Origin of the sequence: Clostridium sp. AF21-20LB (assembly GCF_003478795.1) — a bacterium.
Classification (GTDB): Bacteria; Bacillota; Clostridia; order Lachnospirales; family Lachnospiraceae; genus Otoolea; species Otoolea fessa.
Window position 1 is genome coordinate 15,009 of sequence record NZ_QUGD01000022.1, and the last position, 15,054, is coordinate 30,062.

Genomic DNA, 15,054 nt, shown 5'->3' on the forward strand with positions numbered 1-15,054 from the left:
AGGAGGAAATGAAAAATGGCAGCAAAGATTTACTATCAGGAAGATTGTAATTTATCCTTATTAGAAGGACAGAAGATTGCTATTATCGGTTACGGCAGCCAGGGTCATGCACATGCCCTGAACTTAAAAGAGTCCGGATGCGATGTTATCATCGGTCTTTACAAGGGCAGCAAGTCTTGGGCAAAAGCAGAGGCACAGGGATTTAAAGTATACACCGCAGCAGAGGCTGCAAAACAGGCTGATATCATCATGATCCTGATCAACGATGAGCTTCAGGCAGATATGTACAAGAAAGACATCGAGCCAAACCTGGAAGAGGGCAACATGCTTATGTTCGCTCATGGCTTTAACATCCACTTCGGATGCATCAAACCGCCGAAGAATGTCGATGTAACCATGATCGCTCCGAAGGCACCGGGTCACACTGTAAGAAGTGAGTATCAGGCTGGTAAGGGTACACCGTGTCTGGTAGCAGTAGAGCAGGATTACACAGGCAAAGCACTTGACCGTGCACTGGCTTATGGTCTTGGCATCGGCGGCGCTAGAGCAGGTCTTCTGGAGACTACATTCCGTACCGAGACTGAGACAGACCTCTTCGGTGAGCAGGCAGTTCTTTGTGGCGGTGTTTGTGCTCTGATGCAGGCTGGTTTCGAGACTCTGTGTGAGGCTGGTTATGACCCGAGAAATGCTTACTTCGAGTGTATCCACGAGATGAAGCTGATCGTAGACCTGATTTATCAGTCTGGTTTCGCTGGTATGAGATACTCCATCTCCAACACAGCTGAGTACGGCGATTATGTAACCGGACCGAAGATCGTTACCGCTGAGACAAAGAAAGCTATGAAGAAAATTCTGTCCGATATCCAGGACGGTACCTTTGCAAAAGAGTTCTTACTGGATATGTCCCCGGCAGGTCGTCAGGTACACTTCCAGGCTATGAGAAAGCTTGCTTCCGAGCATCCGTCTGAGAAAGTCGGCGCAGAGATCCGTAAGCTTTACAGCTGGAACAACGAGAACGATAAGCTGATCAACAACTAATCGTTTTTCGAATATAGGAAATCTTATACAGGGCTGCTGCAGTTTTGCAGCGGTCCTGTTTTTTGTGTAATAGGAAATTTCTTGGAATTCCCTATTAGACAAAAAGGCACTAACGTGCCAATGATGGGCACCCACGCGAAGATGCAGGTTGTCGCAAGCGACCGCGCTCGGCGCGAGAATGTGCCAGGGCACATTTTTTTTACATGAATGGGAAAGGAAACGCGGATGAAACGCTATGATGACGTAAATATAATCAAGGCATACGCCTGTCTGGCGGTCTTTGGAAGTCACTGGTTCGGTACATTCGGGAGTTGGGGCAGCAATAAGGTAAATGCGCTGATGGAAATAGGACCGCTTCCCCTGCTCCGCTATGGAACCTTCGGGGTTAGTCTTTTTTTGATGATCAGCGGAATGCTGATAGCCGATAAGGTATATTCCGGGCGATTTACTTCGTGGAGCTTAGAGATCCTGCGCCGCTATCTGAAACTGACCTGCCCGCTGACGGTCACATTTCTGCTGGCATATCTATTTTACCGGAGCGGTCTCTTCTACACAGTGCGGGTTGCGCCGCGTCTGGAAAATGAGTGGCTGAGCAACTTTTACAGCTATCTGCCAGGCGGTCTGAAGGCGATCCGCTATGCCTGGTTTGATACAATCTTCAAGGCGGATTCAACGTACTATGGTCCATCCTGGATGCTGACCTACACTTTCATGGGAAGTATTCTGACTCTTGTACTTTCATCCGCCCTCCGGGAAGTAGGAACCCGCCAGAAAATCCTGATTCTGGCAGGTGTCGCGGCAGTGCTGATCGGATTGAATAGCTTTTATATCTGCCTGCTTCTGGGAAATGGGATCTGTCTGCTGATGCGGGCAGTTGAGAACTCCATGAAAGAAAGAGAGCGAAAAGAGAATTTGCTTAAAGATGGAGAAGGAAAATATGGCATCTTTGGCGCTGCCCTCTGGATTTTCAGCATCTGGTTCGTCCGAAAATCTTTCTGGATCGGAACCACATTGGGAGCGCATGGATTTCCAGGCGGACTCGGAACCATGGAATTCTATGGTCATGTAGCTGCATTCCTGATGATTTTAGGCTTCCGTCTCTTCTGGCTCGGCGGTCTGGAGACCTGGCTTCCGGAGACTCTCAAAAAAATCATTCTGTGGATCGGCGAGTATAGCATGGGAATCTTCCTGACGCACTGGCTTGTGATTGCCAGCTTTTCCTGTTGGTTTTACAGCATTTATTCCGAGGCGGGGGAGAAGCTGGCGATCGGGGTGAATCTGGTTCTGAGCTGTATTTTAATTGGAATTTGTTCGAAAGTGTATGTCTGGCTGGTAGATGGGAAAATATTCCCATGTGTGTGGAAATGTGCGAAGAATATTTTAAAATAAAATTGAAAAATAGGAACTAAACAGAAAAAGTCCGGCGTATGTAAGTTCGACCACCATGCGCCGGATCTTTTCCCTCCGTGTTGCTAATTATTTCATCATTCCGAACAAAACTGCACAAAATCATTCATCGTCCGCGTCATCGCCGACGGATGATAAGCAAATCCAATCGTCCGGTTTCGGATTGGCGTTTCCAGCGGGAGTTCGATCAGCGAACCATCCTTTAATTCTTCCTGCACAAACTCGCGGATCACACATCCGATTCCGAGCCCCGTTTTGGCAAATTCAATCAGAAGATCCATCGTCGTTGCCTCTAAAATCTGCTTTGGTTCAATTCCGTGCTCTGCAAAGTACGCATCAATGTGGGTGCGCGTCATATTGCTGCGGTCGAGCAACAGGATTGTCCCGGATTCGAACGGATCGACATCGGCACCTTCGCGGATCCGCAGATTTTCCAGATAAGACCGGGTACAGACAAAGGTGTCCTCGATTCGCATGACGGGAAGAAACGAAAGGTAGCGGCGGTTTTTGGGCTCGGCGATCAGACCGATGTCGAGCTTCTGCTGTTCCAGCATCGAGATTGTGCGTGCGGTGTCCTGACTTTCAATCAAGATGCGGACATGCGGGTACTGTGCAATAAATTCTTTTAAATAAGGAAGAAGAATATATTTGCACAGAGTGTTGCTAACGCCGATCTTGAGCTGTCCGATGTGGAGGTTCTGGATCTGTTTTAGCTCATTTTCGCCGCGCTCCAGTGCTTCAAAGGCGGCTTCCACATGCTGAAATAAGACCTGTCCCTCTGCGGTCAGGGAGACGCCGCGGGAATTGCGGATAAAAAGTGCCATGCCGAGGCTTTCTTCCAGCTTGCTGATTGATTTGCTGATCGCGGGCTGGCTGATAAAAAGTTCCTTAGCGGCGCGGGAAATATTGCCGGCGCGTGCAACGGCGTAGAAAATACGGTACTGGGTTAAATGTTGTTCCATAATACTCCTTTATATCTATAAAGTTACTGTTCACGCATACGTGCCCAGTAACGGAATTTGCCGCGGCTTCGCATTTAAATACGGCAAATTCCTGCTGCCACCACGTTTTTTTACGGCACTTTCGGTTCCAAAAGTGCCTACTCGTGAACAGTAACACTATAACTTCGACTCATAGTATCTATTAATAATATATATTTGTATTATAACAGAACCGGTGCTATAATACAAACATAAAAAAGCAAAAGATGGCAGCGGCACCGTTGGAACAGAGTTTTTTTCCTATAACAGTAAGGGCATCGGAGCCGTTGCCAAGTATATATATGCAGGAGGAAATAAATCATGGGAATGACAATGACACAGAAGATCCTGGCAGCGCACGCGGGTCTTGCAGAGGTAAAAGCAGGACAGTTGATCGAAGCAGATCTGGATCTGGTTCTTGGAAATGATATCACAACGCCGGTAGCGGTCAATGAGATGAAGAAGATGGACAACCAGACGGTATTCAATCATGACAAAATTGCGCTGGTTATGGATCATTTTATCCCGAATAAGGATATCAAGTCGGCGGAAAACTGCAAATGCTGTCGTGAATTTGCCTGTCGTCATGATATCACCAACTATTTTGACGTAGGAGAGATGGGAATCGAGCATGCACTCCTTCCGGAAAAAGGTCTGGTTGTAGCAGGTGACGCAGTCATCGGTGCGGATTCCCATACCTGTACATACGGCGCACTTGGCGCATTCTCTACAGGTGTCGGCAGTACCGATATGGCAGCTGGCATGGTAACCGGTAAGGCTTGGTTCAAGGTACCGTCCGCGATCAAGTTCAACCTGATCGGCAAACCGGCAAAATGGGTCAGTGGTAAAGATGTCATTCTTCACATTATCGGTATGATCGGTGTAGATGGCGCGCTGTACCGTTCCATGGAGTTTGTCGGCGAGGGCATCAAGAACCTTTCCATGGATGACCGTTTCACGATCTGCAACATGGCGATCGAGGCAGGCGGCAAGAACGGTATCTTTCCGGTTGATGAGAAGACCATCGAGTACTTAAAAGAGCATTCTAAACGTGATTTCAAGGTATATGAGGCAGATCCGGATGCAGAGTATGACGAAGAGTACACCATAGACTTATCCGAGTTAAAGCCGACCGTATCCTTCCCGCACCTTCCGGAGAATACGAGAACGATCGATGAGGTGGGTGACATTGCGATCGATCAGGTTGTCATTGGCTCCTGTACGAACGGACGTATCGAGGATATGCGTATCGCAGCTGAGATCTTAAAGGGCAGAAAAGTGAAAAAAGGTCTGCGCTGCATCGTGATTCCGGCGACACAGTCGATCTATTTACAGTCCATGAAAGAGGGACTTTTAGAGACCTTCATCGAGGCTGGTGCTGTTGTCAGCACTCCGACCTGTGGTCCGTGCCTGGGCGGTTATATGGGTATCCTGGCAGAAGGCGAGAGATGTGTATCCACGACCAACCGTAACTTCGTTGGACGTATGGGACACGTGGATTCTGAGATTTATCTGGCAAGCCCGGCAGTGGCAGCAGCCAGCGCCATTACCGGAAAAGTGAGCGGACCGGCGGAACTGGGACTGTAATAGGCATAAAAGTTTAGGAATAAGTAAAACGGATGTAACTGTTCAGTAGGTCTGCGCGTGACTGTGAAGGTACTGAACAGTTACAAACGGATATTACGGTTCGGGGAAAGGTTTCCTGCAATCGCAGGTGCCGTCTCGTGAATTGGAATAAAATAACAGGATAAATCGCAGGAGGATATAGAAATGAAAGCAAATGGACATGTATTTAAATATGGAGACAATGTAGATACAGACGTTATCATCCCGGCAAGATACTTAAACTCTCCGGATGGCAACGAGCTGGCAAAACATTGTATGGAAGATATTGATAAAGAGTTTGTAAATAAAGTACAGAAGGGTGATATCATCGTAGCAAATAAGAACTTTGGCTGCGGTTCTTCCCGCGAGCATGCGCCGCTGGCAATCAAATGTGCAGGAGTAAGCTGTGTTATTGCTGAGACGTTTGCACGTATTTTCTACCGCAACTCTATTAATATCGGTCTGCCGATCATCGAGTGCCCGGAGGCTGCAAAAGCAATCGCGGCTGGTGATGAGGTAGAGGTTGATTTTGACAGCGGTGTGATTACCGATAAAACCACCGGCCAGAGCTTCCAGGGGCAGGCGTTCCCGGAGTTCATGCAGAAGATCATCACAGCCGGTGGACTGGTAAACTATATCAACCAGAAATAAGAGGAGTGCACTAAATCTGTCTCCAGAAAGGGTTTAGCTTATGACAAAAACAAACGTAATGCGTCTTTTAGACGCGGCTGGAATCGATTATGAAGCAGGCGAGTATGAAGTAGATGAGGACGACTTATCCGGCAGCCATGCGGCGGATATGATGGGGATGGACCATGACACGATGTTCAAAACGCTCGTTTTAAAGGGCGATAAGAACGGCTATCTGGTCTGCTGTATCCCGGTCGATGAGGAGCTGGACCTGAAAAAGGTGGCAAAGGCTTCCAAGGACAAGAAAGTGGAGATGATCCATATGAAGGAACTTCTTCCGCTGACTGGCTATATGCGAGGTGGTTGTTCCCCGATCGGCATGAAAAAGAAGTTCCCTACTTATATAGAAGAAACAGCGCAGATTTTCGACAAAATCAGCATCAGCGCGGGTCAGAGAGGTGTTCAGGTCATTCTGAATCCGGAGGAACTTGCAAAATATGTGGATGCACAGTTTGTAGCGCTGATCTAGAGTGGTAAAGAGTTTGGGTGGCAGTGATCGGACACCGGACAGTGGATTGTATGTGTTGGTTTCACATAATCGGAGTTTGTCTGACACATTTACAGATACCATAATTGTTCTATTACAGTTGACATAAAAAACAGGCGACTTGATTCGCCTGTTTTTTTGACGGGCAGAATTTAACAGAATTGTAAAAAATTGAAAATTTTATACCAGCCAAAGTTTATAAAAATTGGGAAGAAAAAGCAAAAAAGTTTATAAAATGCTCACATAAATATTAAGGAAAAGTTAAATTAGAACGTGATTTGTCACAAAAATGTAAAAAAGACGTTGACTTTGAAGCCGGAAACCACATATAATGTCTCCCGTCACTTGAAGGAAGCGGCACAGGCAGAGAGGATCTGTCCTTAGCTGTCAGAAAAAATCAGACAGCCAAAGAAGATGCCGCAGATGTTAAATGGCAGTCAGACCGGTTTTGGGAGGACTGCACTGATAGAAAGAGGAGAGTGTATGCCAAGCATTGACACATTTCTTCAGACTGCTTATCAGTTTATAAAGGCATTATTTGTCCGTGTGACAAAAAGGATGTACCGGACCGCAGCCGTATTGATGACGGGGGCAGCGGTTGTGACGGTGATAGCATTTAATTCGGTCAGTTTTGGCGGCGTTGGCAAAAATGCAGCCTCGGCACACCGGGAATATCCGGATGATGTGGAACTGACAGAAATGCTGCAGTCAGAAGAAACGACAGAGACAGAGAGCTTATCAGAATTTACGATTCTCGCCTCCAACGAGGAAAGTCAGCATCTACTTGGACAGAGGCTGGAGCAGGGGATTCAGGATGAACTTGCGAAGGAAGCTCTGGAAGTAGAGGTAATCGAACGAGAAGTACGAATGCAGACCCAGCAGGCGGCGCAGGAAGCAGAAGAACGGGAGCGCCGGGAACGCGCAGTCATCTCTTACAGCGATGAAGATTACAGTGTTCTGCAGAAAATTGTGCAGGCGGAGGCGGGTGTGTGTGACGACAGGGGAAAGATACTGGTTGCAAATGTAATCATCAACCGGGTGAAAAACAAGAAATTCCCGAACAGCGTTAAAGCCGTTGTGTACGAACCATCCCAGTTCTCACCGGTACTGGATGGAACGATCAACAGCTGTAAGGTAACGCAGCAGACAATTGACTGCGTCAACCGTGCACTGGAAGGCGAGGATTACTCGGGCGGCGCCCTGTACTTCATGAACCGCGGAATCTCTGCTTCCTCCAATGTACGCTGGTTCGATGGCAAGCTGACCTATGTCATGCAGCATGGTGGACATGAATTTTACAAATAAAGAGTGAAAAGCAGAAAAGAAAGATGGCTGGAGAAAAGTTGTCTTTCTTTTTTGCGTAAAATGTATTAGAATGGTCGTAAGCAATGAAAATGTAGTTTTTTCAAGCTGGTGTGCTGCGGAGTAATGCACTGCGGACTACAATAAGGAGAACGAACCATATGAACCATATCATACTATTTGACCTCGACGGAACCCTTACAGATCCGAAGGAAGGCATCACAAAGTCTGTCCAGCATGCGCTGCAGGCATACGGGATCGATGAGCCGGATCTGGATAAACTGTGTCCGTTCATCGGACCGCCGCTGTCGGACAGTTTTAAAGAATATTACGGATTCAGCGAAGCGCAGGCGCGCGAAGCGATCGGCCATTTCCACGAATATTTTACGAAACAGGGAATGTTTGAAAATAAAGTCTATCCGGGAATTCGGGAGATGCTGACACGTTTAAAGGATGCCGGTCTTACGCTGGCGGTGGCAACCTCAAAGCCGGAACCGTTTGCTATTCAGATTCTGGAGCATTTTGATCTGCTTTCCTACTTTACCTTGGTTGGCGGGGCGGATATGGAGGAGATCCGGGTCCGCAAAGGCGATGTGATTGCCTACACGCTGGACCGTCTGGGAACAACACCGGAGGAATCGAAGGTTATCATGGTGGGCGACCGGAAGCACGATATTATCGGGGCGCATGAAAATCAGCTCCCATGTGCGGCAGTGCTGTATGGATATGGTTCCCGGGAAGAATTTACGGAAAATGGGGCAGACTACCAGATTGAGACGGTGGAAGAGCTGGGAGATTTCCTGATGAAGTGGGGAGAAGTATAAAAGACAAAAAGGAGCTTCTTAATCCGTTACTGGGCACGTATGCGCGAACAGTAACAACCTGACCGCATTATCAGAAAATGGAACTTGAAAAAACATCCGACTTGCGGTATAATAGCCGTATCAAAAGAGAATATTTGTAATTCCTGGGATGCTCGACAACTCTTGCTTTTTTTGAACCTACATTTTGACTAACGGGATTCCGATATTTTTAGATGGATGTCAGGCCTCCTCTCGAGTGGAAGACAGAAATCTAAGTGAGGTTGCCCACCTAGCAGCGCTAGGCGTCAATATGGTAAGAGCCGGCATTTTGGGGTTACAAAGGATAAAAGCAGCGAGCAATCGCTGCTTTCTCTGTAAAAGAAAGTGTGTAAAGAAAATGTAACATTTTCCAGAAGCACATTGTAAAATCAGAAAAGAGGAACGGATAAGAACATAAGTATGGAAAAAAGAGATTTCAAAGAATACATTTATATGGGTATGACGGCAGTTTCGGTGATTGCGGTCTGCATACTGCTCTGGTTCAGCATCCAACACTGGGATGTGGTGTCGGCGGGCACCCGCAAGGTTGTGAAAATCCTTGCGCCGATTCTCTGCGGTGCGGTGCTGACGTATCTGACCGCCCCGGCATATAACTGGGTAGCAGGGATCGTGGAAAAGACCCTTGGCTCTGTCACTAAGAATTCCAAATACGTCCGTGGTGCAGCCCGGATACTTGCGACGGCAGCATGTCTGGGGCTGGTTATTGTGCTTGTGGTAGGGATGTTCCAGCTTATGATCCCGCAGCTGATCGAGAGTTTGATCGGCATTCAGGATTCATTTCCGCTGTATGTGCAGAATGTGTATGAATGGATTCAGCGTATTTTGAAAAATAATCCGGAGATCGAAAATATGGTTCTGAGCAGTTTTGAAAATAACCTGGCAGTTTTTCAGAACTGGGCGGAGAAATCGTTTACCAACATTGATATGCACCGGATTGGACAGATCGTGACAGGCCTTTCCAGCAGCGTGCTGGGTGTCCTGGAATTTATCAAAAACTGGCTGATCGGTCTGATCGTCATGGTGTATCTGCTAAATATCAAAGATACATTGGCAGCACAGGGAAAGAAGATTGTTTATGGCTGCCTGAATCTAAGACAGGCGAATTTGGTAATCGAGGAGCTCCGGTTTATCAATCAGATGTTCGGCGGCTTCATCATCGGCAAGCTGGTGGATTCCCTCATTATCGGTATTATCTGTTTCATCGGTGTGACGATCTTAAATATGCCGTTCCCGATGCTTTTGAGCGTCATTATCGGTGTGACGAATGTGATACCTTTTTTTGGACCGTTCATCGGTGCGATACCGGCAGCGTTCCTGGTATTCTTAGTCAGTCCGCTCCAGTGTGTGTATTTCCTCATCTGGATTCTGCTTCTGCAGCAGTTTGACGGCAATATTCTGGGACCGAAGATCCTGGGCAATTCGACAGGACTTTCGAGTTTCTGGGTACTGTTTTCGATTCTCTTCTTTGGCGGACTCTTTGGTTTCGTCGGCATGATTATCGCTGTACCGGCATTTGCGGTTATCTATGACTTGATCTCCCGCGCGGTGCACCGGTCACTGCGGCTTCGAAAATTGCCGATGGAGACAGACGAATACCGGAAGTTAGACCACATTGATGAGAAAACAGGAACGTTTATGGAGTTAAATAAAAAGTGACTGTGAATGAGAAAGGACAGTTAAAAAATAAAGGCGGCTGGAGAAATATGGAAAAGAAAACAGGCAGATCGCGAAAGGCAGTACAGTCTCTGAAACCTAAAAAGCTGGTTTACTGGGCAGTGGCGATTCCGGCTTTTCTGGCACTCCTGCTCTTTGCAATTGTATTTTTGGATCACTCGGATAATGATATTTCACGCGCCATGGCATCGAAAGCTATGGCGTTATCATTTGCAGACCGGGACGACATCGTTGCGTCGCAGGGAGAACACGGAAGCCATTTTGGAACGCCGGATCAGGATGAATGGTATGCCAAATATATTGACTATATGATTGAGGAAGGCTATCTGGAGCCGGGAGACGAGAAGATAAGTAAAAGCTACGCGATGGGCGCACTGACCTATGGCGAAGCGGCATATGCAGCAGATCGCGTTTCAAAAGGGCTTTCGAGCGCCCTGAATGTATCTAAAAATAAATATAAAAAGGCAATGCCGAAGGAAGAATGGTGGCTGTTTTATGAGTCATTCTTAAAAAAGGCAGATTCGGAAAACGCGGTCAAAAAACAGAAGCTGGTGCTTTATGGAACACCGAAAAATGTGAAGGAAGCAGCGGCATGGACGGCATATACGGATCAGGGAACGATGAATTTTGAGGGCGTGTCGCTGGATGCCTGCATCGATCGGAAGATCGAGGTCTATGAGCGTGATGGTTCGATCATCACGCTGTGCGGCGTACAGTCTGAAAAAGTTACATATAAGAATGTCTGGATCGTTCCGGGAGAATCGGGTGGGATGGATGTGTATATTGGCACGATCGTCCGGACATTTCCAGAGGAAGAAAAGCTCAAGGATCGTACCGATGGCGTGCTGGCGGATGTCGAGCTGGATAAGGGCAAGATCCGCAAGCTGTCGCTCAAGGAAGACATGATCGAAGGAAAGGTACTCTCGGTCAAGGATGATACGATCGAGATTGACGGGTACGGAACGCTGAAACTGGACGATGATTTTAAAGTATATAAAACATATGGAGTCGTCAAGGAGCAGAAAAAGCGGGATGTGCTGGTCGGCTATGATCTGGGAAAATTTGTCGTGGCTGGCAAAAAGGTTTGCGCAGCACTCTTAAATCATGATTTTTCAGCGACGAACATTCGCGTGCTGATCATGAATGATGATTATTCCTCCTTGTTTCACACGAAGGTGGTACTCCAGTCGGACAGCACGATGCATGTGACCTGGGGCGAATCAGAGGAGACTTTGAGCCCGGGAACGAAATTGTCCGTGAGTCCTGGCGATGACCGCCTGAAAGAAGGGCGCATGACGATCACGCTGGAAGATCCGCAGAAGGAGATCCGCATCCTGAGCACCAAGCGGGCGCAGGGAACGCCGTCGTATTTCGGCAGCTTCGAGTTGAGCGAGGAGTCGGATGGGCTGCTTCTGATCAATGAGCTGGACGTCGAAGATTACCTGACACGCGTAGTGCCGAGCGAGATGCCATCCAATTATGAGCTGGAGGCGCTCAAGGCGCAGGCAGTTTGCGCACGGACGTATGCCTACCGGCAGATCAAGCGAATGCCTACAGCCGTTACGGCGCACACGTTGATGACAGCACGAACTATCAGGTGTACAATAATACAGAGAGCAGCGAGCGGACGAATCTGGCAGTCAAGGAGACGGACGGGAAGATTGTATATTACAACGATACTCCGGCGGAAACGTATTATTTTTCAACTTCCTGCGGATATTCGACCGATGGAACGATCTGGGGCGCCAGCAAAGACGAGGTTCCGTATCTGAAAGGGATCGGTTTGACGGAAAAGAAGAAGATTCCGGATTTGACGGACAACGACACATTTCTCAAGTTTATCCAGGGACAGGGTGAGCAGAATTATGATTCCTCGTTCCCGATGTACCGCTGGAAAACAACGATCACGAATAAGAAGCTGCAGCAGAAGGTAGATACCATCGGCGAGATTCAGGGTATTTTTGTGACTTCCCGCGGTAAGGGTGGTATCGCCCAGACGGTGCAGATCGTCGGAAGCGAGGGAACCAAGACACTGAAAGGTCAGAGTCAGATCCGGAGTGTCCTCGGCTCGGAATCACTCGTTTATAAGAAAAATGACGGAACCGAACTGACAGGATGGAGTACGCTTCCGAGTGCCTTTTTCTCGGTGGATGAAACTGCCAGGGATGAGGAAAAAGACATCCGCACATTTACCATCTGGGGCGGCGGCTACGGTCACGGAGTCGGCATGAGCCAGAACGGCGCACAGGAGATGGCGCGCGAAGGCAAGAATTATGAAGAGATTCTGATGTTCTTTTATGATGGGGTTGAAATTCGGGATTGTGAGGAAGATTAGATTTAGAAGATGGCTGCGCTGAAAGGGCACGGTCAGGATTCCTCCCCAAATGATAAGAGTGTGTGATTGGGGTAAATTTAGAAAAAAATTCAGGTATTATGTATTATTAAGTAGAAAAGAGACGCATCCGTAAAATGAAAGAAGCGTCTCTTTTTCTGCTGCTTGTATGGATTCAAGGATGAAGCAGTTATACTGCGTGACGGACTATTTGCGGTACAAATATTTTGGAAGTCCGTTTTCCATAATATGGGAAACGTCCCCTTGGATCAGCGGCTGCGAGTAAGCCAGGAAATCATCGCTGACATCGGTACCGTTTTTCGTGATCCACTCAGCAGGTACTTTCTTTTCCTGATTGCAGATCAGATTGACATCCTTGAGAACTGGATGAATTTTATATACAGTGTTACGATGTTTTACGCATGAAGCGGATGCTGCGCCTAAGTCCGCAGCGTTTGAAACGGCAGCAGCTGCATGAACAGGTTCAGAAGCAGCTGTATCAGTCTCACGCTCAAATGCGACCATCTGTCCAGTGTGACCGTCCAGGCTGCCTGGACGCCGAAACGACCTGCCATTTCAGCCTCGTTTAAATCAGTACCGGAAACGGTGAGACCGGAGCAGCGCTGGTTGACGTTGAGCTCAACCGAGCGCACCTTGACGCCGAACTGGTTGCGGACATAATTTTCCAGAATTTTGCCGCATCCGGCTAACATTTTGTGACCGAAGGTGTCGACCTGGGCTTCGGTTGAATATTCGCAGATAAAACGACCACCGTGGTCGCGGATGCCCTCGGAGACGCAGACGATGACATTCGCTGTCTTTTCAAACGCTTTCTTTAAGTCGTCATTAAATTGTGCCAGCTCAAATGGAGCTTCCGGCAGATAGATTAAGAGCGGATTGTCACCGGCTTCCTTGCGTGCTAAGGCAGAGGCAGCCGTCAGCCATCCGGCATGGCGTCCCATGATCTCAACGATGGTGACCGATTTCTGCTGATAGACAGAGGCGTCCAGCGCAATTTCACGGACGGATGCAGCGACATAGCGGGCAGCGCTGCCGTATCCCGGCGTGTGATCGGTCAGGACGAGATCGTTGTCGATCGTCTTGGGAATGCCGATAAAGCGGATAGGGCTTTTGATCTGCGCCGCATAGCGGGAAAGCTTGCTGACGGTGTCCATCGAGTCGTTGCCGCCGATGTAAAAGAAATAGCCGATGTCCAGCCGCTCCAGTTTTTCAAAGAGGACGCGGTAGAAGCTGTCGGAGAGGTTCTCAGGGAGTTTAAAACGGCAGGAACCCAGATACGCCGCCGGAGTCAGGCGAAGAAGTTCCAGATCGTCATCGGAGAGTGTTTCTGAAAGGTTCATATAAGAATCCGCGAGAAAGCCCTCGATTCCATTTATCATACCGTAGACGCAGCCAACCGCATCGCTGTGGCGCGCACCTTCGCAGATAACACCGTAAAGGCTCCCGTTGATAACCGCGGTCGGTCCGCCGGACTGTCCGACTAAGATGTTTTTCTTGTTCATAAGGTAAATCTCCTTTTTGTGAGGTAAGTACAAGGTTTATGATATAAAAAGTTTCAAATCAATATAAAAATGTACATAAAATGATTTGCTGGAGTTGTATTTTTCATAGAGGCAAAAACAAATCAAAAAGTACAACTCAAAACGTATCTATTGTAGCGGAAAGAGAGGAAGAAAGCAAGAGAAAAAGGCATATATGATAAATAATATGAAAAGCGGATACTCGGAAGCAGATAAAAGGCGTATAAAAATTTGGAGATTGATGTATAGAATAACAGAAACGGGTCATACTGTTAGTATCACAAAAGAGAAATTTTTGAATACTTATCCTCCCCTTTTTAATACCCTGTTCGTTGGCTTTGTGCAGCGGACGGGGTGTTTTTTTGTTTCATAGGAAATTACCGAAAAGCCTTTTTTAACAGGAAAACCGCGAATTTTAACCCGGATTAGCTTGCAGAGAAATGGAAGCTGCCGCTCAATCATCTATTTTTGATAATGATTTTGCAACAGCCTCTTTGTTCTTGTGATTAAAAGTATTTCCGATTCCCCCACAAATTTGCCTTTTTCAGATCCAGATACTCATTGTAGGCTTTTTCCAGGATCTGTTTTTCGTTGGAAAATTTCAGAAGGTGGTAGGCTTCGTAAAATTTGTAGTAGCCGGAATCGACGAAGTATTCTTCGCGCTGCGGCTTGCTGTAGTAGCTGTCCGCCATCATCAGATACCAGTGCACGGTCTTTTCGATGGTATCCTGAGGGGTGTTGAAGGTGTACTGGCTTTTGCCAATGTACTTGATGATGGAGGCGGCGACGCCAGTCTCCTCATGAACCTCCCGGAGGGCGGTCTGCTTGAAGTCTTCGCCCGGTTCTACGGTTCCTTTGGGAAGAACCCAGCCTTCGTATTTGTTCCGGTAGTTTTTGTAAAGAACGAGTAATTTTCCCCGAAATATAACCACACCGCCGCAGCTCGTTGCTTCGATCATCTGCAATCCCTCCTGTCCTGGTGTGTGCATGGAAGTTGATTCGTGGCGTATATCCGTGTGCCGGGAACCAGCTTTATGCATATGATTTATACTGGTTTTAGTATACCGCGTTTTGCATGATTATGCAAGATTGGAAAGTCACATAAGGCATCATGAGAAAATCCTGTTACAGTTTG

11 protein-coding genes, 1 other RNA gene and 2 pseudogenes are annotated in these 15,054 nt (G+C 47.6%); 11 read left to right on the plus strand and 3 right to left on the minus strand.

Features of this window, described 5'->3' with window-relative positions:
* Positions 1 to 15 precede the first annotated feature (15 nt).
* Both ilvC and DWX76_RS10750 read left to right on the plus strand, forming a co-directional pair.
* A complete protein-coding gene (gene ilvC / locus DWX76_RS10745; protein ID WP_118482033.1) occupies positions 16 to 1,038 on the plus strand; it encodes a ketol-acid reductoisomerase in 1,023 nt (340 codons plus the stop codon).
* Between the two features lie 225 nt (positions 1,039 to 1,263).
* Positions 1,264 to 2,427: an acyltransferase family protein gene (locus DWX76_RS10750; RefSeq protein ID WP_182429775.1), complete on the plus strand. Its 1,164-nt coding sequence runs from the start codon at positions 1,264 to 1,266 to the stop codon at positions 2,425 to 2,427.
* A 95-nt stretch (positions 2,428 to 2,522) separates the two neighbouring features.
* Here DWX76_RS10750 and DWX76_RS10755 read toward each other — a convergent pair whose 3' ends face one another.
* Positions 2,523 to 3,407, minus strand: coding sequence for a LysR family transcriptional regulator (locus tag DWX76_RS10755; protein ID WP_118570662.1), 885 nt, complete (start codon positions 3,405 to 3,407; stop codon positions 2,523 to 2,525).
* 339 nt (positions 3,408 to 3,746) lie between these two features.
* Here DWX76_RS10755 and leuC point away from each other — a divergent pair, with 339 nt between their 5' ends.
* The 9 genes and pseudogenes from leuC (at position 3,747) to DWX76_RS14535 (ending at position 12,381) form a co-directional block, all read left to right on the plus strand.
* On the plus strand, positions 3,747 to 5,012 hold the full coding sequence (gene leuC / locus DWX76_RS10760; RefSeq protein ID WP_118538244.1) for a 3-isopropylmalate dehydratase large subunit: 1,266 nt from the start codon (positions 3,747 to 3,749) through the stop codon (positions 5,010 to 5,012).
* Between the two features lie 183 nt (positions 5,013 to 5,195).
* Positions 5,196 to 5,681, plus strand: a complete 486-nt coding sequence (gene leuD / locus DWX76_RS10765) for a 3-isopropylmalate dehydratase small subunit (RefSeq protein WP_022359393.1) — start codon at positions 5,196 to 5,198, stop codon at positions 5,679 to 5,681.
* 40 nt (positions 5,682 to 5,721) lie between these two features.
* Positions 5,722 to 6,189, plus strand: a complete 468-nt coding sequence (gene ybaK, locus DWX76_RS10770; protein WP_117796452.1) for a Cys-tRNA(Pro) deacylase — start codon at positions 5,722 to 5,724, stop codon at positions 6,187 to 6,189.
* Between the two features lie 501 nt (positions 6,190 to 6,690).
* The gene (locus DWX76_RS10775) at positions 6,691 to 7,512 is read left to right on the plus strand and encodes a cell wall hydrolase (protein WP_022359395.1); all 822 of its coding nucleotides are present in this window, start codon (positions 6,691 to 6,693) and stop codon (positions 7,510 to 7,512) included.
* A 158-nt stretch (positions 7,513 to 7,670) separates the two neighbouring features.
* The gene (locus tag DWX76_RS10780) at positions 7,671 to 8,333 is read left to right on the plus strand and encodes an HAD family hydrolase (protein ID WP_118482037.1); all 663 of its coding nucleotides are present in this window, start codon (positions 7,671 to 7,673) and stop codon (positions 8,331 to 8,333) included.
* 137 nt (positions 8,334 to 8,470) lie between these two features.
* Positions 8,471 to 8,651, plus strand: a non-coding RNA gene (ssrS, locus tag DWX76_RS10785) — 6S RNA.
* Positions 8,652 to 8,771: 120 nt separating this feature from the next.
* The gene (locus tag DWX76_RS10790) at positions 8,772 to 10,028 is read left to right on the plus strand and encodes an AI-2E family transporter (RefSeq protein WP_118570663.1); all 1,257 of its coding nucleotides are present in this window, start codon (positions 8,772 to 8,774) and stop codon (positions 10,026 to 10,028) included.
* 1,310 nt (positions 10,029 to 11,338) lie between these two features.
* Positions 11,339 to 11,658, plus strand: a pseudogene (locus tag DWX76_RS14530) (SpoIID/LytB domain-containing protein); the annotation flags it as partial.
* Positions 11,644 to 12,381 (plus strand): SpoIID/LytB domain-containing protein, encoded by a 738-nt coding sequence (locus DWX76_RS14535; RefSeq protein WP_243022550.1) that lies wholly within the window; start codon positions 11,644 to 11,646, stop codon positions 12,379 to 12,381. The pseudogene DWX76_RS14530 and the gene DWX76_RS14535, both read left to right, overlap by 15 nt.
* Before the next feature lie 204 nt (positions 12,382 to 12,585).
* Here the strand turns inward: DWX76_RS14535 and DWX76_RS10800 are convergent.
* Together DWX76_RS10800 and DWX76_RS10805 are read right to left on the minus strand one after the other, a co-directional pair.
* A pseudogene (locus DWX76_RS10800) lies at positions 12,586 to 13,901 on the minus strand (6-phosphofructokinase).
* A gap of 524 nt (positions 13,902 to 14,425) precedes the next feature.
* On the minus strand, positions 14,426 to 14,878 hold the full coding sequence (locus DWX76_RS10805; protein ID WP_022358438.1) for an NUDIX hydrolase: 453 nt from the start codon (positions 14,876 to 14,878) through the stop codon (positions 14,426 to 14,428).
* Positions 14,879 to 15,054 lie beyond the last annotated feature (176 nt).